At 34.8% G+C, this 24,201-nt stretch carries 15 protein-coding genes; 5 read left to right on the plus strand and 10 right to left on the minus strand.

Translation table 11 applies throughout. The features are described from left to right. Nucleotides 1-18: 18 nt before the first annotated feature. The 6 genes from galB to BOW55_RS02580 all read right to left on the minus strand — a co-directional run bounded on the left by galB (nt 19) and on the right by BOW55_RS02580 (nt 7,423). Nucleotides 19-2,568 carry a beta-galactosidase GalB gene (gene galB / locus BOW55_RS02555; protein ID WP_206733580.1) on the minus strand — a complete coding sequence of 850 codons (2,550 nt, stop codon included), beginning with the start codon at nt 2,566-2,568 and terminating at the stop codon, nt 19-21. 55 nt (nt 2,569-2,623) lie between these two features. Next, entirely contained in the window at nt 2,624-3,403 is a 780-nt protein-coding gene (locus tag BOW55_RS02560; protein ID WP_129022845.1) for an SDR family oxidoreductase, read from the minus strand. Between the two features lie 59 nt (nt 3,404-3,462). After that, complete coding sequence (locus tag BOW55_RS02565) at nt 3,463-4,296, minus strand: amidohydrolase (RefSeq protein ID WP_129022846.1); 834 nt, start codon at nt 4,294-4,296, stop codon at nt 3,463-3,465. Beyond that, a complete protein-coding gene (locus BOW55_RS02570; protein WP_129022847.1) occupies nt 4,283-4,630 on the minus strand; it encodes an L-rhamnose mutarotase in 348 nt (115 codons plus the stop codon). Before BOW55_RS02570 ends, BOW55_RS02565 begins: the two co-directional genes overlap by 14 nt. A 78-nt stretch (nt 4,631-4,708) precedes the next feature. Then, on the minus strand, nt 4,709-6,145 hold the full coding sequence (locus tag BOW55_RS02575; protein ID WP_129022848.1) for an alpha-L-fucosidase: 1,437 nt from the start codon (nt 6,143-6,145) through the stop codon (nt 4,709-4,711). Between the two features lie 411 nt (nt 6,146-6,556). Further along, entirely contained in the window at nt 6,557-7,423 is an 867-nt protein-coding gene (locus tag BOW55_RS02580; RefSeq protein ID WP_129022849.1) for an AraC family transcriptional regulator, read from the minus strand. 497 nt (nt 7,424-7,920) lie between these two features. Between BOW55_RS02580 and BOW55_RS02585 the strand changes: the two genes are divergently transcribed. From BOW55_RS02585 to BOW55_RS02605, 5 genes are all read left to right on the plus strand, one after another. Then, a complete protein-coding gene (locus tag BOW55_RS02585) occupies nt 7,921-10,377 on the plus strand; it encodes a prolyl oligopeptidase family serine peptidase (protein WP_129022850.1) in 2,457 nt (818 codons plus the stop codon). 302 nt (nt 10,378-10,679) lie between these two features. Further along, nucleotides 10,680-11,582, plus strand: a complete 903-nt coding sequence (locus BOW55_RS02590; protein ID WP_129022851.1) for an ROK family protein — start codon at nt 10,680-10,682, stop codon at nt 11,580-11,582. A gap of 51 nt (nt 11,583-11,633) precedes the next feature. Next, nucleotides 11,634-12,638, plus strand: a complete 1,005-nt coding sequence (locus BOW55_RS02595) for an isoaspartyl peptidase/L-asparaginase (RefSeq protein WP_206733581.1) — start codon at nt 11,634-11,636, stop codon at nt 12,636-12,638. Between the two features lie 165 nt (nt 12,639-12,803). After that, nucleotides 12,804-14,249 carry an alpha-L-fucosidase gene (locus BOW55_RS02600; RefSeq protein ID WP_129022853.1) on the plus strand — a complete coding sequence of 482 codons (1,446 nt, stop codon included), beginning with the start codon at nt 12,804-12,806 and terminating at the stop codon, nt 14,247-14,249. Between the two features lie 29 nt (nt 14,250-14,278). Further along, nucleotides 14,279-16,393: an alpha-L-fucosidase gene (locus BOW55_RS02605; protein ID WP_129022854.1), complete on the plus strand. Its 2,115-nt coding sequence runs from the start codon at nt 14,279-14,281 to the stop codon at nt 16,391-16,393. Between the two features lie 95 nt (nt 16,394-16,488). Here BOW55_RS02605 and BOW55_RS02610 read toward each other — a convergent pair whose 3' ends face one another. The 4 genes from BOW55_RS02610 to BOW55_RS02625 form a co-directional block, all read right to left on the minus strand. Next, nucleotides 16,489-18,681, minus strand: coding sequence for a GH92 family glycosyl hydrolase (locus tag BOW55_RS02610; RefSeq protein ID WP_371414509.1), 2,193 nt, complete (start codon nt 18,679-18,681; stop codon nt 16,489-16,491). Between the two features lie 55 nt (nt 18,682-18,736). Then, nucleotides 18,737-20,221 carry an alpha-L-fucosidase gene (locus tag BOW55_RS02615; protein WP_129022855.1) on the minus strand — a complete coding sequence of 495 codons (1,485 nt, stop codon included), beginning with the start codon at nt 20,219-20,221 and terminating at the stop codon, nt 18,737-18,739. 322 nt (nt 20,222-20,543) lie between these two features. Continuing rightward, nucleotides 20,544-22,865: a glycoside hydrolase family 20 protein gene (locus tag BOW55_RS02620; protein ID WP_129022856.1), complete on the minus strand. Its 2,322-nt coding sequence runs from the start codon at nt 22,863-22,865 to the stop codon at nt 20,544-20,546. Nucleotides 22,866-23,121: 256 nt separating this feature from the next. Then, on the minus strand, nt 23,122-24,201 hold the full coding sequence (locus BOW55_RS02625) for a putative glycoside hydrolase (protein ID WP_129022857.1): 1,080 nt from the start codon (nt 24,199-24,201) through the stop codon (nt 23,122-23,124).

A 24,201-nucleotide genomic window follows, 5' to 3' on the forward strand; every position in this document is an offset into this window, starting at 1 on the left:
GTTTATTTTGTTTGTTTATTATTTAATTCTGATTGTTGCGGAAGCACCTTGTAATCCTGCACTTTCTGCTTTTACTGTAAATTGTCCTTTCTGCCCTTTTTTAGCTTTAACAATTACTAACACTTTTCCATTAAAAGCAGGTCTTTCTGTACTTTGAAACGGTACAAAACTAGTGGCATCACCATTATCTGTAGCTACAATTTCTCCAGCTCCTTCAATTGAAAATTTCACTAATGGATTTGAACGTGGAACTACTAAACCACTATTATCAGTAACATCAACTGTTACAAAAACCAAATCAACATCGTCTGCAAGAACTTCTGTTCTATCTGCTGCCATTTTTAATTTTGCCTCTGCTCCTGTTGTTTTAACAATATCTGTTGCCCATACTTTGCCATTTTTATAACAAACCACTTTCAGATCACCCGGTGTATACACTACATCATCCCAAGTTAAACGGAAATCTTTTCCAGCTTCCATTTTCTTTCTTCCAAGGCTTTTTCCGTTTAAGAATAATTCACCCTCATTTCCAGAAGTATAAACGTGTACAGGAACAACTTTCCCAACTCTTTCGCTCCAGTTCCAATGAGGCAGAATGTGCGCTGTAGGAACGTCTGGTCTCCAATGTGATTTGTAGCTGTAATAACGGTCTTTTGGAAATCCAGCCAAATCGATAATCCCAAAATAACTGCTTCTTGACGGCGGATTACTTTTTTGTAATTCTGCCAATTTTGCTTCTAATTCTTTTTGTTTAGAAGGATCTGTTCTAAAATTCAATAAATTCGTTTCATCTGAATTGTATGGCGTTGGCTCACCCAAATAATCAAAACCTGTCCAAACGTATTCTCCTAATAAATGCGGGTATTTTGCATTGGTGCGAAATTGTGTATCTGGTGAACATCCCCAACCCGGAAAAGCATCATCATAAGAGGAAATCTGCCAAGATTTTTTATCGAATTTATCATCAAAGAAATATTCTCCTCTTGAACTTACAGTCGAAGCGGTTTCGCTTCCAAGCGTTGGTTTATTTGCATATCTCGGATCAACATCCCATTTTGGCTGCTGGTCAAAAAAGTAATTTACTCCCATAATGTCAAGTGCCATAGCTGCTCCTGAACCTCTACCTCCGTCAGGGTCATTATAACCGTTAGAAATTGGGCGTGTTGGATCTTCTCTGCGCATAATATCAGCCAATTCTTTGGTTAATTTTACGTTTTGCTGATCTGGAACTTCGTTTCCAATTGACCAAATAAATACCGAAGGATTGTTTCTGTCTCTACGAACCAATGCCATTAAATCTCTTTCATGCCATTCGTCAAAAATCACATTGTAATCAAATTTCTTTTTTCCGATTCTCCACGCGTCAAAAGCTTCATCCCAAACTAAAAATCCCATTTTATCAGCTAATTCTAACAATTCTGGAGCAGGCGGATTATGAGAAGTTCGTAATGAGTTACAACCCATTTCTTTCAACATTACTAATTGTCTTTTTAATGCTGATGTATTAATGGCAGCACCCAGCGCCCCTAAATCATGGTGGTTGCAGGTTCCAAATATTTCTACTCTTTTTCCATTTAATAAAAATCCGTTTCTTGGTGTAAACTCAATGGTTCTAATACCAAAAGGAGTATTATACGTATCAACTACTTTTCCGTCGACGCTGATTTTTGTTTGTGCTACATAACGATTTGGTGTTTTTAAATCCCATAATTTAGGATTGTTCAAAACCGAATGTGTTTCTGCCTCTTCACTTCCGTTAGCTTTAATATCGAGTGTTGAAGTAATTAATGAACCTACTTTTACTTTGAGATTGTCATTAATATCAATTTCATATAAATCAGTTGTAACAACTGCTTTTACAGGCTTATTTGAAGCATTTTGTACGTTTACCAATACTTTAATATCAGCTGCTTCTTTGGTAATATTTGGCGTTGTCACAAAAGTTCCCCAATGCGCAACGTGTACGGGACTCGTTTTTACCAGCCAAACATGACGATAAATTCCGGCACCTGGATACCAACGGGAATCCCAATTTTCAGTATCTAAACGAACAGCTAAAATATTTTCTTGACCAAATTTTAAAAACGGAGTCAAATTCATGCGGAAAGAATTATAACCAAACGGCCATGTTCCAACATAATTTCCGTTTAAATAAATTTTTGCATTGGCCATAGCCCCATCAAAATCAACAAAAATTTGTTTACCAGAATCTGAAGCAGGAACCGTAAAATGCTTGCGATACCAGCCAATTCCTTTCCAAGGCAATTTTCCAGTTTCGCCTCTTAATTCAATTCTAAAAGGTCCTTTGATCGCCCAATCGTGCGGTAGATTTAATTTTTCCCAATTAGATTCGTTTAAAGAAACTGCTTCTAAATTTTTAGGTTCTTCTTTTACTAATCCGTCCGCTTGAGATCCGTATCTTGAAAAGAGCCAGTTATCATCAAAAGACTGTGTATCTGTTGATCCCATTCTCTTTATGGCTGCTTGCTGCGAAAACACAGACGATCCCATGATTAAACAAAGCACTATTACAAGACTTTTGCTTATCGAAAACATCTTTTTGTTCATGTTTGGTTTATTTAGTTATTCTGTTTTTTGGTATTGTTAAAGCAAATTTGTTCCGCTACAAGGAACGGTCTAAATGTGTATATCCTCCGTCAACATATATCAGCTGTCCTGTTGTATGACTTGATTTATCAGACAACAAGAATACAGTCATATTTGCAATTTCTTCTGCAGTCGTCATTCTGTTTTCTAACGGAATTTTGGCTGTAATATCTTTTATTTTTTGTTCTGGATTTTCAAGAGTGTTAATCCATGTTTCGTATAAAGGCGTATAACATTCAGCCACAATAACCGAGTTTACACGTATTCCGTATTTCAATAATTCAACCGCCCACTCACGAGTCAAAGCATTACGACCGCCATTTGAAGCTGCGTAAGCCGAAGTATTCCCTTGTCCAGTATCGGCAGTTTTTGAACCTATATTTACAATTGCCCCTTTTGTTTTTTTCAATTCTGGCAAAGCGTGCTGCGCAATTAAATAATAATGCGTCAGGTTCTTGTGAATCGATGCGATGAACTTTTCATAATTACCGCTTTCTAAACCAACGCCATCATTTACACCTGCATTATTCACCAATCCATCAATACGACCGTATAAAGCAATAATTTGATCTATAGCCGTTTTACAAGCCTCTGGATTCGTTAATTCTGCAACTACAGACAAAGCTTTTCCATTCTCCGCTTCTATTTGTCTTATAGCTGCCTGATTGTCATCGTCATCTCTTCCAATTATCACAGGAATAGCTCCCTCACCAGCCAGAACCTTACAGATTCCTAGTCCAATTCCTTTTGCACCGCCGGTTACGATAATTATTTTGTCTTTTAAATTAAGGTTCATTTATTCTTTATTATGGTTAGATAGTTTTTTATGTTAAATGTTTTTAGCTAAGTTCTCAATTATCCTTGTAAATGATAAAATTGAACTGCATTACTGCTCCAAAATTTATCTTGATCTGCTCTCGAAAACTTCGAAAAATAATCTTCAACAATATCACAGGAAGACGAATACGAAGCGGCAAGCAAACTCACTGGCCAGTCACTACCAAACATCAAGCGATCAATTCCAAATACTTCAGTAACCACATCTAAGCAATATGTAAAATCCTCACGCGTCCAATTACTCCAGTCAGCCTCCGTTACTAAACCTGAAACCTTACACATTACATTCGGAAATTTGGCAATTGCTCTAATTCCTTTCTCCCACTCGTTGAATTCTTTATTTTTGAAATCTGGTTTAGCCAAATGGTCGATAACAAATTTTTGATTTGGAAAATGAGCAACTAATTTTGCAGCATTCTCCAAATGTTTAGGAAAAATCAAAATATCATAAGTAAAATTGTGTTTTACCAATTTCGAAATTCCGTTTTGAAATCTTTCCTGCAGCATAAAATCAAGATCCGCTTCAGCCTGAACAATATGTCTGAAGCCTTTTAATTTTTCATACTTGGCAAAATACTCTAAACGTTCATCAATATTTGCAGCGCATAAATCAACCCAGCCAACAACACCTTTTATAAAAACATTCTCTTTTGCCAGATCTAAAAGAAAACCTGTTTCCTCTTCACTTTGATCTGCCTGAACTGCCACACAACCTTCGAATTGATTTTTTATCAATAAAGGCTCTAAATCTGAAGGCATAAAATCCTGCTGGATCACTTTCATATCATCAGTAATCCAAGCGTCTTTTATAGGATGGTATTTCCAAAAATGCTGATGACTATCTATTTTCATGCAAATCGAATATTTTGTCCATCAACATCCATTTTTCACCCTCTTTTGCCCAAGGCAGTGCTTTTTGATATTTCCACATCAATTCTTCCCATTTTTGTACGACAGGATTATTAGCATCCATTTCTCCTTTTCTTTCAAAAGTAAAAGTTTCATTTGCTTCAATAATCATAAACATTCTGTTGCCAACGCAATAAATATCCAGATTCTCAATACCAGAATTAGTGATGCTTTCTGTAATTTCCGGCCAGATTTTTTCGTGATACTTTTTGTATTCTGCCATTAAAACCGGATCTTCATTTAAATCTAATGCGAGACAATATTTTTGCGTTACCATATTACTTTATTTAAAACTTTAGGTAAATTACCTAAATCAATTTATTTTCAATTATATAAAATCAATACAAAACTTTTTCTAGGCACTAACTTTAATAACAATCCCTGCTTGTTTTGCCAATTCTGCACGCTGCGATTTAGGAACCGAAACACTGATTCCACCGCTTACTTTTTTATAACTTAACTTTGTTTTACTTCCTAAAAGCACCACATTTAATTTGCCTTTTATATCATTCTTGATGATAATTTCAGAAGGGATTTCTTTTTCATTTGCCGATGGAAGATAAATTCCAAAAACTGTTTTTTCTCCTTTTGAAGTGTAATACAAATTACCCTCAGAATATGGAGCGATTGGTTTTGTACCATAAATTGCTTCACCGTTTACATCCAGCCATTTTCCAACTTCGGTTAAGGCTTTTTGTATTTTAGGTTCAAAATCACCTTTTCCGTCAGGACCAACGCCAAGCAGTAAGTTACCGCCTTTTGCCACAATTCCAGTTAATAACTGAATTACTTCTGTTCCTGATTTATATTTATCATTTGGCACCCAGCCCCAATCGTTGCCAAGAGTAACACAACTTTCCCACGGTACCGCGATTGGTTTTTCGAGTACTTTGCGCTCAGGAGTTAGATAATCTTCATATTCACCCGGTACCCAACGGTCAACTACAATAAGTCCAGGCTGCTTTTTACGTGCCGTTTCAGCAATCAATTTCATATCGATATCTAAGTTCTGACGGTTCTTTTTTCCTTCAATTTGTTTTGCTGGACGAACCCATCCTCCGTCAAGCCAAAGAATATCAACTTTACCATAATCTGTTGTTAATTCATTCAACTGATTTTGAGTGTATTTTACAAAGTTCTGCCATCTTTCAGGATGTGCTTTTACATCGTAATTTGGATTTCGATCTTTTGGCGGGTAATACTTCCACCAGAAATCTTGTGAAGTCCAGTCTGGTTTCGAAAAGTAAATTCCTACTGATAATCCCTCTTTTCTAGAAGCATCCAAAACATTTCTTAATACGTCTGGTTTTGCATTCTTAGCACTTGGCAAATTCGGATTTGTGATTTTAAAATCGGTAAATTTTGAGTCGTACATACAAAATCCATCGTGGTGTTTTGAGGTAAAAATCAAATATTTTGCGCCGGCATTTTTAAACATTTTTGCCCATTTCTCTGAATCTAAATTTACAGGATTCAAGCTAAATCGTGCTCCGCGATAATCTGAAGCAAAAGAATCGTAATCGTCATAACCATTGCGAGTCACCCAATCTTCGGGAGCCAATCCCCACGATTCGCAAATTCCTAGCTGACTGTATAATCCCATATGAATAAGAACTCCAAATTTATAATCCTGCCATTTGGCCAAGTTTTCTTTAACGGCTTTATCCTTTGGAGCAATATAAGTATCTGCAGGTGTTTTTTCATTCTCCGGCATAATATCTCCTTGCGCCTGAGACAAAGTTCCTACGGCAAAACAACAAACGGATAATACTAGTTTTAATCTGCTTTTCATATGCTACAATTATGTTTTTCTAAACTTATACCTTATTATAAAACAGAGTGCCTTTCTTTTAAGTAAAAACTAACTTATTTACTAAAACGTTTTATATATTTTGACACTCCTTTTTGATGCAATCTCAAAAAAATAAAATTATCGTATTATTAAGTCTTATATTACTCCAAAATTATCATTAATTAAGCATTTATTATCTTTACAATTAATTTCATAAAAAAAGGAAGAAAAAATAATGCAATCCCGATTTTTTTAGCCTTTTAAAAGAATATCTGCTTTTTATTCTTTATAAATTCAAACAGTTTGTTTCTATTTTCTTGCAGAAATAAAGCTGTTTTAGCAAAATAGCGCTGTATTTATCTTTTCAGATAAATATGACCTGCATTTATAAATAGAATAAGGAATCTAAAACTAGACTAATGCTTTCTTTCTATATTCCTTTGGCGTTGTACCAATTAATTTTTTAAACAGCTTATTGAAGTTTGAAGCTGTTTTATAACCGCACTCATAGGCAATCTCAGAAACGCCTAAATCTGTTTCGATTAAATATTTGCAAGCATTAGAAACTCTAATTTCATTAAGATATTCTACAAAAGGCTTTTTGGTTTTAGCCTTGAACATTCTACAAAAAGATGTAGGTGTTAAATTGGCAATTTTAGAAATTTCATCCAGTGATATTTCTTCTTTAAAATTTGATTTTACGTATTTAAAAACCTCTGCCAGACGATCATTTTTATTGTCATCGCTTACCGAAACATACGAACTGTCATTTATAAATCTTAAATCTTTACTTTTTGACAAAAGGAATATGATCTCGATTAATCCCATAACCACTTCAAAACCTTTTTTCTTGAGCAGCTTTTCTAATTTTTTAGAAACAATAGCATTTGTTTGTCCAGTAATCGAAACTCCTTTTATAGCCTGCGAAAAAAACTTTTTGATTTCCTGCGCTTCGGGAAGTTCATAAAAAGAGGTTCCAAAAAGATCTCGACTAAAATAGATTACAATCGCTTTGGCTTTTAAACTATTAATTCCTTTATAGAAAATTTCATCATTAAGCCAAACGTGCGGAATATCATCTCCCAGAAAAACCATATCGCCAGATTCAAATGATTCAACAGAATTTCCAATAATTCTTTTTCCGTGGCTTTCTAAAATATATACCAACTCAAATTCTGGATGTGAATGAAAAGGCGACTGAAAAAAAGATTCTTCACGCGAGAATACAGACAATGATGTATTGGTATAAGAAGCAATGTTAGTCTTTACAATTTTCATTTTCAGAATAGTAATGATAATTAATAATTAAATAAGGATAAAATCGAATTAATCACTTATTTTTTTTAGATATAATTTTAAATTTCCCAAAAAACAAAAATAATAAAAAATTCATACGAGAATACTAAATCGATTTACTAAGTTTGAAAAATATAAAAATAAAGACGAAAATGAGTAATTAATTTTCATTTATTACAAAAAAAACAGCAGTATTTTTTCTATGCTTTACCTTGATATATTGACAGATTATGCAAATAATCAAAGATAAAATAGAGGTGATTGTATAAAAAAAATGGACTTTATAATTAGGAAGAGATTTCTCAAAAACATTCAAAAAAACTAAAAAACAAAATACAGAAAGGTTTTCTTTTAAAACAAAACCTTTCATTAATACCATACAATTCATCGTTTTTTACTCTTCAAATTTAAAATTTTAGGTAAAATTTATTTTGAAACGATTTTGGAGTAAAACTGAAAAAACTAAAACTAAAATAAAAATGAAAAAAGCCATCGTGATTTTCCTTATTGGCCTGAGTGTAAACGCTGTTGCACAAACCAAAACTACTGGTAATGTTGTTGAATATTTTGGAAAAGAAAAAATTGTTACAACCGCTGAGGGGAACGTTTTATACAATTTCAGTACAGGTTTTACTCTTCCCGCTGATAAAAAATCGGGAACGCTTTTTAATGGGCAAGATCCTGTAGCTTGGCAATATTCAGTTGGGAAATTTGTAAATCCAAACAAACAAAAAGGAGATTGGCAGCCTATTAAAGTAGATTCTGTCGGCGTTTTTAGTGGCAAGGATATGAGATCGGCATTTTTATTTACGGAATATAATGCACCAAAAGAACAAATCGTACTGTTGGAAACAACCGGCGGCACTCGCACTTATATTAATGGTTTCCCGCATGAAGGTGATCATTATGATTTCGGATACACATTGATTCCGTTTAAACTTCGTAAAGGTATAAATGAATTTGTGTACACAAAAGGTCGTTTTGGACGTGTGAAATCAAAACTTGTCGTGCCTTCAAAAAGTATACAGTTTACCAAACGTGATTTAACTTTACCGGATGTTATTAATGGTGAAAATGACGAGAAATGGGCTTCTGTTCGTGTTATAAATGCAACAGAAAAAGAGCTGAAAAACCTAGTGATCAAAGCAAAATTATCAAGCGGAGAAACTGCAGTTTACGCAACAGATGCTATTATGCCTTTGTTTGTTAGAAAAGTAAAGTTTAAAGTTCCCGCAGCAAAAGCCAATTTTACAGGCGAATTGAAGATCGAACTAACGCTTACAGATAAAAGCGGAAAGGTAATTGATAAAACTGAATTTCCTATTCAGCAACGTTCTGCGACTGTTCACCATGAACGTACTTTTGTAAGTAAGGTCGACAACAGCGTACAATATTACAGCATTGCTCCTGCATTAGAAAGCGGTCCAAAAGCTTTAGTACTTTCAGTTCATGGTGCTTCTGTTGAAGCCAGAAATCAAGCAAGAGCTTACAAACAAAAAGACTGGACGCATATTGTTGCCGCAACAAACCGTCGTCCGTTTGGTTTTAACTGGGAAGATTGGGGAAGAATTGATGCAATGGAAGTTTTGGCAGAAGCTAAAAAAGTATTCAACACTATTCCTGCTCAAACTTACTTAACAGGTCACTCAATGGGTGGTCACGGAACTTGGTTTCTAGGAACGACATATCCAAGTAAATTTGCTGCAATTGCACCTTGCGCCTCTTATCCTGATATTGCAACTTATGGGTTTGATAAAGGCGATGAAATGCATGATATGTTTAAAGCTTATGGTCCTATCAAACGTTCTGCGAACTCAGGCCGCGTTAGAAGTCTTGTTCAAAACTTAAAACAATCTGGCGTTTATATACTGCATGGCGATGCCGATTCGACTGTTCCAATTTCGCAAGTGCGAGAAATGCGACAAATTCTAGGAACTTTCCATCCCAACTTTTGTTATTATGAATATCCAGGCGGAGAACATTGGTATGGTGATCATTCTGTAGATTGGTTTCCTATTTTCGAATTTTTCAAACGCCAAACTATTCCAGCGAATAAAGAAGTTAAAGAAATTGATTTTCATACCGCTTCTCCTGCTGTTTCTTCAACTGATTATTGGATAAAACTGCAGCAGCAGATTCTTCCGTTTGATTTTTCAAATATTAATGCAAAAATAGAAAAAGAACAAATTACCATTAAAACGAAAAATGTTTCTATAATGGAACTTGACTTGGTTTCTCTTGATTTAAAAGGCGAAATCACAATCAACATCAACGATCAAATCTTAAAAACAGCAACTGATAAAAAAGCAATTCTAGCTCTAAAAGATGGCAAATGGTCTTTGATTAACGAGATCAATACGAATCAAAAATATGGTGATCGTCAAGGCGGTTTCAAATTCGCTTTTAACAACAATGTGGTTTTTGTTTATGCTACAGGCGGATCAGCTTCTGAGCGCGAATGGTACTTAAACAGAGCTCGTTTTGATGCCGAAACTTTTTATTATAGAGGAAACGGAAGCATTGATGTGATTGCCGACAGCGAGTTTTCATTGGATAAATACAAAGATAGAAACGTAATTATTTATGGAAATGCTTCTAATAATAGCGCTTGGAAACTAGTACTGAAAAATGCTCCTATTCAAGTTGACAATCAACAGGTAAAAATTGGCAGCAGAATATTGAAAGGATCTGATTTAGCTGCTTATTTTGTGGTACCGAGAAACGACAGTAAAACGGCAATGATTGGTGTTGTTACTGGAACTTCAGAAAAAGGAATGAAGGCAACTTGGGCAAATAATTATATTTCTGGAATTACTGGTTTTCCTGATGTAATGATCTTTAAAACTGATTTACTTTTGAACGGTTTGCCTAATATGAAAGTAAGCGGTTTCTTCGACAATGACTGGTCTGCCAAAACGCTTGATTTTTTTCAATAACAAACAATTTAAAAACCGCAAAATCATGATTTTATGTTCAAAAAAAGCAGACTGATATTTATTTACTAATACGATTTAGTATTTCGATAAAAAACAATTACTTTTAACGAAAATTTAAAGAATACAAAACAAACGGTAATCGTTTAAGACAGAATAAACAACCTTTTGGCAACCCTGTTAATTAGTTTGTAATATATGATCGCAAATTAGAATTCAGAAAAAAACAAACAATTTCTAGGATGCCGCTGCTTTTTGAGAGTAACAATTAAAAACGAAAAATAACATAGAACAAAACTAAAAAAATGGAAAAAAGATTTGCAATAGCGATGGATGTCGGCGGTTCACATATTACTTCTGCAGTTGTTGATCTTAATGAGATGAAAGTTTTTAAAGAATCCCTTTTTAAGGTTTCTTTTGATTCCAATCTGCCTACCAATGAAGTAATGGATTTTTGGGAAAATGCGATTCGTGCAGTTTTAGAAAAACCACAATTAGAAAATTTATCTGGAATAGCCTTGGCAATTCCTGGTCCGTTTGATTATGAAGAAGGAACCTGCTGGATTAAAGACCAAGATAAATATGAAAACTTTTACGGCTTAAATATTAAGGATCTGCTGAGAGAACGTTTTGATTTTGATCAAAATCTTCCTATTGTTTTTGAAAATGATGCTAAAAGCTTTGGCAAAGGAGAAGTTTATAAAAACATGGAAAACTTGCCTAAAAATGTTATGGCAGTTACTTTAGGAACTGGTCTTGGTGCCTGTTTTATTAAAAAAGGAAAAATTGTAAGCACTGGTCAAAAAGTACCGCCAAATGGAGAAATATGGAATCTTGCTTACAAAAATGGAATGGCAGAAGATGCTGTTTCTTTAAGAGCATTGCTTAACGGCTATCATAATTTGAGTGGCGTTCATGTTAATAGCGGATTGGACTTGTATCTTTTGGCTGTTGATGGAGATCAAAAAGCGATACAGGCTTTTACTGAATTTGGAGAGGATCTTGCCGAAATTATAATTCCGTGGCTGAAAAGTTTTAATGTTAGTATGCTTGTTATTGGCGGTAAAATTGCAAATGCAGGAGACTTGTTTTTAAATGTTCTTAGAGAAAAATTAGAAGAATCAGGAATCGAAATTGAACTGGTTATTTCAACAGATAATGAAACTACTGCTTTATTAGGAGCTGCAAGCTTACTTTATGAAGCTTAAAAATAAACCCATTTCTGATATTAAACAATCAGATTTACAAAATAGATAATAATGACAAATCGTAGAAATTTTCTAAAAAAAACGGCAATGGCATCTGCGGCTGTTGCATTCGGTTCTTTTGCCGGGCGAGCGGGAGAACTTGAGGAACAAAATGAACTTCTTGACGGAAAAGTAAGAAAACCAATTGTACTTTCGACTTGGCGTTTTGGTCTGCAGGCCAATGAAGCTGCTTGGGAAGTTTTGAAAAAAGGAGGACGCGCTTTAGATGCTGTAGAAGCAGGTGTAAAAGTTCCAGAAGCTGATCCAAAAGAAAGAAGCGTTGGTTACGGCGGAAGACCTGATCGCGACGGACGTGTAACTCTGGATGCTTGTATTATGGATGAAATGTCTAATATTGGTTCTGTGGGTTGTCTTGAGTATATAAAACACCCTATTTCTGTTGCTCGTGCCGTGATGGAAAAAACTCCTCACGTTATGCTTGTTTGCGATGGAGCGCTTCAATTTGCTTTATCGCAAGGTTTTCCGAAAGAAAATTTATTACTTCCTGATTCAGAACGTGAATGGAAAGAATGGTTAAAAACATCCGAATATAAACCAATTGCTAATATAGAAAACCATGATACTATTGGTATGATCGCACTTGATGCTGCAGGAAATCTATCAGGTGCCTGTACTACAAGCGGCATGGCGTTTAAAATGCACGGGCGTTTAGGAGACTCTCCTATTATTGGTGCGGGTTTATATGTCGATAACGAAATTGGTGCTGCAACAGCAACTGGACATGGCGAAGAAGTAATTAGAATTTCGGGCTGCCACTTGGTTGTTGAATTAATGCGCCAAGGTAGATCACCACAAAAAGCGTGTGAAGAAGCTGTTTCAAGAGTTGTAAAATTGATGAAAAACCGAAATAAAAATCTAAAAGACATTCAGGTTGGTTTTATTGCCTTGAACAAAAAAGGAGATTACGGTTCATATTGTGTTCAAAGCGGTTTTAACTACGCCGTTTATGACGAAACCGGCAATCGCTTAATCGATCCTGATTTTTATCTTAAATAACATATTACTTGTTATTGATTCGTTTCTAAGTATCTCTTCTGTATACTATAAATTTCTTCAACACATAGTCCTATAACTTCAGTACTATGTGTTGAAATTAATAATATCCAAAAAATATTAAATAAAAAGCTATCTAACCAAATACAGATAAAACAAACAACCACAATGAAAAACAAATTCCAATTATTATTTACAGCATTAGTCTGTGCCAGTGCCTTCTCGCTGCATGCCCAAGGTGATTTCAGCATGGAAGCCAACAAATCTGAAGAAGCAGGTTATATTGCACCAAAAGATCCATTAGTAAAAGCAAATCTTGACAAATGGCAGGGTTACAAATTTGGTGTATTAATCCACATGGGGCTTTACACTCAATTAGGAACCGTTGAATCTTGGGGATTAGCTCCTGAAGATTGGGTAACTAGAGATGGTTACAACGATTACTACAAATATGCTACTGATTATAGAAATACAAAATACAAACTCAATCCTACGAATTTAAATTCAGAAAAGTGGGCTAAAATGTTCAAAAATGCAGGGGCAAAATATATGATATTTACCTCCAAACATCATGATGGATTTTGCATGTATGATTCGAAATTTACTGATTTTAAAATCACAAATCCAGAATTGCCGTATAGCAAAAACGCAAAAGCCGATGTACTAAAAGATGTTTTAGATGCTTCAAGAAAAGAAGGTTTGGCTGTTGGTGTTTATTTCTCGAAGCCTGACTGGACAACCGAAACTTTTTGGTGGCCGTATTATCCGCCAAAAGACAGAAACCCAACTTACGATATTACTAAATTTCCTGAAAGATGGAAAAGTTATGTGCAATACACTCAAAATCAGCTGAACGAATTGACTACAAATTATGGTAAAGTTGATATTCTTTGGCTTGATGGCTGCTGGGTTCGACCGCTTTCAACCATAAATAAAAAAGTAGAAGAGTTTTGCAAATATCCTTATGATATGGATATTGACATGAAATTAGTCTCAGAAACTGCCCGCAAAAAACAACCAGGTATGCTCGTTGTAGACCGCTGGGTTCCTAGTGAATATGAAAACTATTTAACACCAGAACAAAAAACACCTGAAAAACCATTAAGCGTGCCTTGGGAAAGCTGCATTACTCTTGGTGGAGCTTGGGGATGGGTACCAAATGATCATTATAAATCTTCAAAAGAAGTCGTTCAATTAATGACAAGCATTGTTGTTAAAGGCGGAAACTTGTTATTGGGAGTTGGTCCAGATGCCAAAGGAGAATTTGATCCAAAAATTGAGACTACTTTAGCTAATGTTGGAAAATGGTTAGCTGCAAATGGCGAAGCTATCTACGACACTAAACCTGTTGCACCATACTTAGACGGAAAAGTGGGTTATACTCAAAAAGGAAATGCTGTTTACGGCATCTATATGCCATCAAAAGAGGAAAAAGAGCTACCAGCATCAATCACTATCAAAACGGATAAAAAAGGCGGTTTAAAAGTCTCTTTATTGGGTACTAAACAAAAACTAGCCAGTAAAAAAGTAAGCGGCGGTATTGAAGTTACAATTCCGCAAGAACTTAGAACTTCTTTAGCCGCACAAGAAGCTGTTGTAATTAAAGTGATTTAAGATTCTAAATAAAATATTAAATTCTAAAGATGAAAAAACAATTAATAACAATTTTGGGATGTCTTGCCTTTTTATCTGTGACAGCTCAAAGAATCAGCGCTCCTGTTCCGTACGGCGCATTGCCAAGCGAACCGCAATTACGCTGGCACGAAATCGAGCAATATGTTTTAGTCCATTTTACGCCTACAACTTTTCAGAATAAAGAATGGGGATATGGCGATGCCGATCCTAAAATATTTAATCCAACAAAATTTGATGCCAGTCAAATTGTAAACGCAGCAAAATCTGGTGGTTTTAAGGGCGTTATTTTTGTGGCTAAACATCATGATGGATTTTGTTTATGGCCGACAAAAACAACAGCTTACAACATTAGCGCAAGTCCGTTTCGTAATGGAAAAGGCGATATGGTAAAAGAATTTGAAACCGCAACACGCAATGCAGGAATGAAATTCGGACTTTATTGTTCGCCTTGGGACAGAAATAATGAAGATTATGGAAAACCTGAGTATGTTACTAAATACCGTAATCAATTAAGAGAATTATACACGAACTACGGTAAATTATTCATCACTTGGTTTGATGGTGCAAATGGCGGCGACGGCTATTACGGAGGCAAAAAAGAAAGCCGAAGTATTGACCGTGCTACTTATTATGATTGGGACAAAACGTGGGCAATTTCTAAAGAATTGCAGCCTGAAGCTGTTATCTTTTCTGATAATGGTGAAGTGCGCTGGGTAGGAAACGAAAGAGGTTTTGCAGACGAAACTTCTTGGGCTACTTTTACGCCTGAACCAATAGCTGGAAAAACGGTGGCTGTGCCAGGAGAAACTAATTATGAAAAAGCGCCAACTGGAACTCGAAATGGTAAGTACTGGAAACCTGCTGAGTGTGATGTGCCGCTTAGAAATGGCTGGTTTTATCATGCTAACGAAGACAATCACGTAAAATCAGTTTCGGAATTGTTTGAAATTTACTGTAAATCTGTAGGTCGTGGTGCTGGTATGGATATTGGTCTTGCACCTACAACAGAAGGCATATTGCATCCAAATGATGTAAAAGCGTTGAAAGATTTTGGAGATTTTTTAAAGCAGACATTTTCTAATAATCTTGCGCAATCTGCTGTGATTACAGCTTCGGAAGTTCGAGGTGAGAACCAAATCTTTTTCGGGACCAAAAATCTTACTGATAACGATCGTTACTCGTATTGGGCAACAAGTGATAATGTAAAAAAAGCATTTATAACTTTAGAATGGGATAAAGAGCAAACCTTTAATATCATTCGTTTAAGAGAAAATATCAAATTAGGTCAACGTATTGAAAAAGTCGAAATTGAAGCTTTCGCTAATAAAAATTGGAAAAAAATAGCCGAAGCGACAAGTATTGGCGCTAATCGATTGGTACGTTTACCAAATTATATTACAACTTCAAAATTGAGAATCCGCATTGTAGAATCTCCTGTTTGTATCACTTTAAGCGATGTAGGTGTTTTTAAGGAACCAGAACAATTGCCTCTTCCAAAAATTAAAAGAGACAAAAATGGTACTGTTTCTATCACTACTGAAACAACTGTGAATCAAATTCATTATACAATTGACGGAACAGAACCTACTATACACTCACCAATTTATAAAGAAGCTTTTTCGTTTTTAACTTCTGGCGATATTAAAGCCAAATCTTTTGGAATGGATATGAAATCTGGTGAAACTGCCATTCAATCCTTTAATGTTTGCAAAAAAGACTGGAAAATAGTTACTGCTTCTTTCGAAAATGAACAAACATCACATGCTATTGATGAAAATGCAGAAACTATTTGGAGTACCGCAGATAACACATCTTTAATGCCTTTGCCACAATTCATAGTTATTGACATGGGACAAGAATTGGAAATCAAATCTTTATCATACTTACCTCGCCAAAACGGAACTGGCGGAATTGTCAAAGATTACCAATGGCAAGTAAGTACCGACAATACAAATTGGACTACAATTGCTGAAGGTGAATTTGCTAATATTAAAAGCAATCTTGTTGAGCAAAACATTACTTTAAAAGCATCAGTAAAAGCCCGATATATCAAATTTACAGGAAAAACAACTGTAGACGGCAGATATATTACTGTTGCTGAAATTGGTGTAAAAACAAAATAATCCTAATTTCTTTTATTAGCTTATGAAGCAAAAAAAAAGACCATTCAATTGAATGGTCTTTTTTTACTTTAATTGTAAATAGACTTTTATTCTAATTATTCCTGAATGACTTTTAACGTTGTTCCGTTTACAAAATCATCATGATTCATAAAAAAACTATTTAATGTTTTTCCGTTTAACTGAATTTCTTTGATTTTTCCGTCAGTATTCTTTACTCTTTCAATTACTACATTTTCTTTATTATAATACCTTGAATCTAACTTAATTGTTACTTTATCAAACATTGGTGTTGTAATGGTATAAATTGGATCTCCCGGAGATATTGGATAAATTCCCATCATAGAATACACAAGCCAAGCTGACATGGTTCCTGTATCGTCATTTCCAGGTAATCCTTTTGGTTCATTTCTAAAATATTCTCTCACCAATTTCTTAACCATTTCCTGACTTTTCCACTCCTCTCCTTTTACATAATTGAATAGATAAGGATAAGCAATATCTGGTTCGTTTGCCATATCAAATTGTTTAATGTCAAAAATTTTCTGCAATTGGTCTGAAAAAACTTTATCACCGCCCATTAATTTAATAAGTCCTTTTATATCATGCGACACCATAAAAGCATATTGCCATGCGTTGCCTTCTATAAATCCAACATTTTCCTGAAAATTAGCTCCTGCATTAGGATCAAAAGGCTCATACCATTTTCCGTCAGCTGTTCTTGGTCGAAGTAATTTTAAGTCTTTATCATATAATTTTTGATAGGATAATGATCGTTTATAAAACCGCTTATAATCTTCTTTTTCTCCTAAGGCTTTTGCCATAAGTGCAATTGCATAATCTGAAGCATTATATTCTTCTGTTGTTGAAACTGATCCATGATAATTTGTAGACAAATATCCTTTTTGAAGGTATTCTTTAAGCCCTGGACGCAGCGGATTTTCTTCAATTTGATCCGCTCCTTTCAGCATGGCATGATAGGCTTTGTAAATATCAAAATCCTGAATTCCTTTTAAGCAGGCATCCGCTATAACTATACTCGCAGGATCTCCAACCATTGTAAATGTTTCCGTCGAATTCAATTCCCATTTAGGCAGCCACCCGTTTTCATCATACATTTGCAGCATACTTTTTATCATATCAGATTGCTGCTTAGGATAAACTAAAGAAGTTAACGGATGCATATTGCGATAGGTATCCCATAAAGAAAACACTGTATATCGGGTACCCAAGGTTTTACCAATCTTACTTCTTTTTATTTGAGGAAATTCTCCGTTAAGATCATTTAAAGTATTGGGATGAATTAAAGTATGATACAAGGCTGTGTAAAAAATAACCTTATCTTGATAAGAACCGCCTTCTACCAAAATTTTAGAAAGCTCTTCGTTCCATTCGTTAAATGTTTCTTTATAAACATCATCGAATGATTTATATCCCGTTTCTTTTTCCAGATTCTCACGAGCGTTTTGAATACTTACATACGAAACTCCTATTTTTACTTCAACAGTTTCTTCTTTATCAAATTGATAGGTGAAATAAGTCCCAATGCTATCTCCAACAACCGTTTTAATCGTATTTTTCATCATTCGGGTTTTACCATTATAACCCATCCATTGTGCTTCTGTACCTTCGTATTTAGGTGTATTTTTCCAAACGCCAAAATTATTTGCTGGTTTCGAAAACTTGGCTACAAAATAAACAGGATAAGCGTCTTCAGGACTATTATAGCAAAATGAACCTACAGAACGCATTCCTTCAATCTCTGTTGAAGAAACAACTTTTACCATCGCTCCTTCTTCATTAGTTAATCCTAAACCAAGATTCAACAAAATATTAGACTGCCCTTTCGGGAAAGTAAATTTGCTTACTCCTACTCTTTTCGAAGCCGTAAATTCTCCTTTAACTTTATATTTATCAATGTTTACACTATAATAAGCGGTTTTAGCCAATTCTTTAGAATAAGTAGAGCCATATTTTAAGTGATTGGTTTCGACCGCTCCTGTTGTTGGCATTAACAAAATAACACCTAAATCAGGACAGCCTACACCACTTAAATTTACCTGACTAAATCCGGTTAAGAATGTATTCTCGTTTACATAAGGATTCGACAGCCATTGACTGTCTTTTTCTAAACTATTTTGTCGTCCAGCTACATTAAAAGGACTTATGCTTGCCATTCCTCTTGGAGCAATCGGTCCAGGAAAAGTAGCTCCATAATTAGAAGTCCCTATAAGCGGATTTACAAAATCTGCAGGTTGTTGGGCAAAAGTATTTATGCTAAAAAACAGCATGCTGAAAAAACATGCTGCCTGTGTTATTTTACTATTAAAAATCATATTTAATTCTCTATCTGTTAATCGCTTCAATTTTTAAAGTCCAAGCTTCTTTACATGGTAAATTATTACGTAAATTTTCTGGAATTGTAACTTTAAATCCGTCCGCAAATTTAGTCCATTTCAGTGGTATTTTCGAACCTAACATTGTAATTTTTGTTCCTTTTTTAGGATTAATCGATTTTAATGTAATCTCTGCAGGAATTTTTTCTTCTCCTTCTTTTGCTAGATAAAACAAGTAAACACTTCCTGCTTTATTCTGTGTCATACAAATATTATCTTCCTTATAAGGTGCAATTGGTTTGGTGTCATAAATTGCAGTACTGTTTACTTTCATCCAGTCTCCAAAAGAAGCTAATAAATCATAAGCTCCCTGCTGCCATTCTCCTTCTGGACTTGGTGCAACATTCAACAATAAATTACCGCCTTTTGCCACTACATCAATAAGCATATGAATCCCTTGTCTGCCTGTCATATATTTTGCATCTGGAGTGTACGACCAGCCGCCGCCAGAAGTAATACAAGATTCCCAAGGATAAGGAAGTGTTTTTTCAGGAACGCGATTTTCAGGTGTCAAGTAGTTTTGATTCTTACCATGAACTGCTCTGTCAACAACAATTAAACCAGGTTGTTTCTGACGTGCTTTTACAACCAATTCATCCATTTTAACATCTTGGCTTACCACTCTATGTTTTATAAAACCGTTTTTAGATGTGTTCTCTAAAAACTTAGATTTATAGTGCTCGCTAATACTCTTTTGATCTCCTTTTTCTACCCAGCCGCCATCAAGCCATAAAATATCAACTTTCCCGTAATTGGTTAAAATTTCTAAAATTTGATTGTGGGTAAAATCAACATATTTCTGCCATTTTTCAGGATATAGTGCTGGATCATAATTTACGTTTCTATCAAACGGAGGAAAATAAGGATCCCAATAATTTTCGTTGTGCCAGTCTGGTTTAGAAAAATAAGCTCCTGTTGAAATATTTTCATTTCTAAAGGCATTAAAAACTTCTTTCAAAATATCCGCTTTTGGATTACTGCTGAAAGCACATTCTTTATCAGTTACCTTGTAATCTGTGTATTTAGAATCATACATCGAAAATCCGTCATGGTGTTTTGTGGTAAAAACCATGTATTTCATTCCTGCCGCTTTTGCCGCTTTTGCCCATTTTACAGGATCAAACTTTGTTGGGTTAAAGGTTTTCTTTAAACCTTCATATTCTTTTACATATTGACTGTAATTACCCGGATTACTGCCTTTTTTACGCTCGCACCATCCATAATCTTCAGGACAAATCGACCATGATTCTACAATTCCCCACTGACTGTATGTTCCCCAGTGCATTAATAATCCAAACTTTTTACCTTGCCATTGTTCTAAGTTTTTTAAAACTAATGGATCTGTTTCCGGCACATAACGCTCGTCTTCGTAAATAGCCTGAGAGAACATTTGTGCAGAAAATAATACTGCGATTAATACTATTACTTTTTTCATCTTTGGTTTATTTTTTTTGGTTTGGTTTTACTGCAAAAATTTGAACTTAGATTGCAAGGAACTTTAGTTTTACACTAAATAACCACGATCATTGTCATTTCGACGAAGGAGACTCGAGCGATAGCGAACAGGCGAAGCAAATCTTCGAAAGAAACTCCACAATCAAAAGCGACAATCTTTGTAGAGCTACTCGCGAAGATTTCTCCTTCGTCGAAATGACAAAAATGCGCAAACTAACTTCAATCTTAAGCTTTTATCAAAGTTCCTTACATCTCTGGTTTAAAACTTTGACATAGTTTATCTCTTAATTATTTAATCCATCTTAATTCACTAAAATCTCATCCACAAACAACCAAGAGCTTTCGCCTCTTGGACTTTTCTTTAAGTTTGACGCGATTACTTTTATGAATCGAACATTGTTTTTTTCAAAATTGATTTTAAAATCTTTTAACTCTGAAGTTGGGTTAGATGCATATGGGCGTGATATTTTGCCGACTTCTTTGTATTTGATACCGTCATTTGAAACTAAAACTTTTACTTGTATCGGGAAAAATATACCCGCACCTTGACTTTCTAAAGTTCCAACAATTACTTCTTTTACACTTTCTTGTTTTTCTAGATCAATAACAAGTTCCATGTCGTTAACCAGCCAAGCCTGCCATTGTCCGTCATGAAAGTTCTTAGATCCACGAATTGTATTTACCATCGTAAAAGGACCGTCGCCTTTGTAACTGTTATTAAATGGTGTTAAGTAATTGACTTTATGCGCCACTGCTTTATGAAATACAATAGTATCTGTAAACGTTTTTCCAACTGGTTTTTCGTTTTGAAATAGAGAAGCTTTTAAAACTGTAGTTTGATTAAACTGAATTGGATTTGTATATTTTACAGCATTTATATCTAACGTTTTATCCCCTAATACATATCGAATATCTGGATTTGGAAACTCATTTTTCAAACTCACATTAATTTGTTTCTTAGCTATATCTGCACTTGAAACTGCTGTAACTAAATAAGCACTTTTTGCATAATTGATTCCTAAATAATCGTAACGTTTTAATAACGGTGCTAGTCTGGCTGTAAAGTCATTCCAATTACGGCTTTCTTTAGAACTCCATAAAACTTCGGATAAAGCTGCTAATCTTGGAAAAATCATATATTCCGAATCTTTTGGTGCCGAAAGAAATTCTGCCCATAAATTAGCTTGTCCACCCAAAACATGTGCCGCTTCCTGCGGTGTCATTCCAGATACAACGGGATCAAATTCGTAAACTTTGTTTAAAGGATTGTACGCATCAAAAGCTAATGGTTCTTCATTTTGAGGACCTTGGTAAAAATTAAAATAGCAAGGAGATTCTGGAGTCATAATAACATCATGACCTTGCTGTGCTGCTTCTGTTCCTCCTTTAGTTCCTCTCCAGCTCATTACGGTAGCTTCTGGAGCTAATCCGCCTTCTAAAATTTCATCCCAGCCAATAAGTTTTTTGCCTTTAGAATTGATGTATTTCTCCATTCTTTTTACAAAATAACTTTGCAGTTCATGAACATTTTTTAAGCCATGTTCTTTCATTCTTTTTTGGCAATGCGGACATTTTTCCCAGTTTGTTTTTGTTGCTTCGTCACCGCCAATATGAATATATTTTGAAGGGAATATTGTAATTACTTCATCAATTACGTTCTGAAGAAACTCAAATGTAGATTCTTTTCCTGCACAGTAAATATCCGTTATAGGCCATAATCCACCAGACGGTACACCAATACGCTGATCAAAACACGCTAATTCTGGATACGCAGCAATTGCACTGCTTACGTGTGCCGGCATTTCGATTTCAGGAACAACTTCTACATTTTTTGTTGCAGCATATTTTACGATTTCTTTTAATTCCTCTTGAGTTAAAAATCCGCCGTAAGTACCTTTTTGATCAGGGTTTGTAAGCAATCTTGCATTCCATGCTAAATTTTCCTGATCGACTCTCCATGCCCCAACTTCTGTTAGTTTTGGATATTTTTTAATTTCGATTCTCCAGCCTTGATCGTCTACTAAATGCAAATGCAAAACGTTCATTTTGTGCATTGCCAAACGATCGATTGTTGCCAAAATATAATTTTTATCAAAGAAATGACGTGATAAATCCAACATTAAACCTCTCCATTGAAAACGAGGTTCATCCGTAATCGTTACATTCGGAATTTCCCATTTTGCAAGGTTTACAGCGTTTTTACTTTCGATTGCTGTTGGAAGCAATTGTCTAATGGTTTCTAATCCGTAGATAAAACCTGCATTCCCCTTTGCTGTAACGGTAATTGTATTATTATTGATTTCTAATTTGTAGGCTTCATTGTGAAGATTTGAATCAACTTTAAATTGTATGTAATTATTCTTTGGCGCCTTTGTTCCAATAATTGGGCGCCAGCCTGCTGCAGCTCCAAACTTGTTTATTAAAGCGTTCGAAATATCTTTTTGAAAATCTGTTGCGGCAACAAATACGGTATTCTTAGAAAACTCAAATGATCCTGTTTGTAAAACCAGCTGATTGGGTTTTGGAATGATTTGAATGTCTTTCTCTGTAAAAACTTTTTGACTGTAACCCGAACTTAAAACAGCTAAAAATAGTAAGGTGAATAAGGGTTTTAATGTTCTCATAATTATTATTTTAAATAGGATATGATTTTAAACTAGTGTATTTTTTTATCCTTCAAAAGATACTCTTTTTTAGAAAACGCTATGCATTTTTCTGTGTCATTGCAACATTCTTAAAAAACACAATAGGAAGCATTTACGGCTCCCTATTATATTCCTTTATTTTATTGTTCTGTCAAAACGTTTGGTATACGCTCGCAGCTGTTATTGAAGTAATTTGTAACTATACTATGTTTTTTTTTCTAAAGAAAGCATTTGATTATTTTAAACTTGCTTTTGTTTCTTTAATTGTTTTAAAGTTACTTTCAGACAAAGCATTTCCATCAAAGAAAGAAACTCCTACTGCTCCGTTTTCTTTTGCATATAAAATAGCATCTTTCAGCTCTTTATCTGTCTTTAAACCTGGAACATAAATTCCTGTGTTGATTTTTGTTTTTTTATCTTTTAAATCAGCAACACCTTGTTTTGTAGCATAACCAACCCAGTCAATTTCTTCATCGTAAAAACTGTTATAAATCATTGGATATACTTGATCAATATTCCATTTGTCCCAACGCTGGCGCACCATATGATCTGCCATTTCTGGATAAGGAAATACTGCTGCCGTAAGGTTTTTGTTGTGTTTATGCACAATATCATAAGCGTCATTCACCACGGCTTGAATAGCATTTAATCTAAAGTTTTTCCACTCCATATCAATTGAAGTATTGTGGCTTTCTTTTGGGTTTTTATGATGAATTTTTTCAAATGCTTTTACACATTCGTCACAGTAACAAAAGTCAAATTGAGGCAATTCTACATCTTGAACTAAGTTGTATTTTGGCAATAAACTAATTGGTAAAAAGATGTCTGGGAAACGAATATAATCTAAATGAACACTTTCGATTCCGTCCACTTTTGCTAATTCTTCAACTAATTTTAAAACGTGCTCTCTAGATTCTTTTCTTGTTGGGCATAACCATTGGTAGTAATCTACATATGGGCGTGTATCAAAGCAGGATTTACCTTCTTTACTTACTTGATACCATTCTGGGTGCTGCAATGCAATTGAGTCTCCAGGTCTGTTCATTGCCATAATCCAAGCGTGTACTTTTAAACCTTCTTTTGTTGCCAAAGGCACTAAACGGCTTAACAATTTTGGATCTGTCGAAGTGTTTATCAGCACTTCATCAATTCCTCCATCTTTGTATTTTTTAAACTCTTTAGTATAATCTGCATCCGATTTTTTGGCATCGGCTGTAGTCCATACTCCAAATTTAAAAGTGGTTTGTTCTTCTTTTTTAGTACATGAAAAAATACTAAATGCTAATAAAAAAAGTAATAGTTTTGGTAGTTTCAT

Source organism: Flavobacterium sp. YO12 (genome assembly GCF_004119495.1).
Taxonomy (GTDB): Bacteria; Bacteroidota; Bacteroidia; order Flavobacteriales; family Flavobacteriaceae; genus Flavobacterium.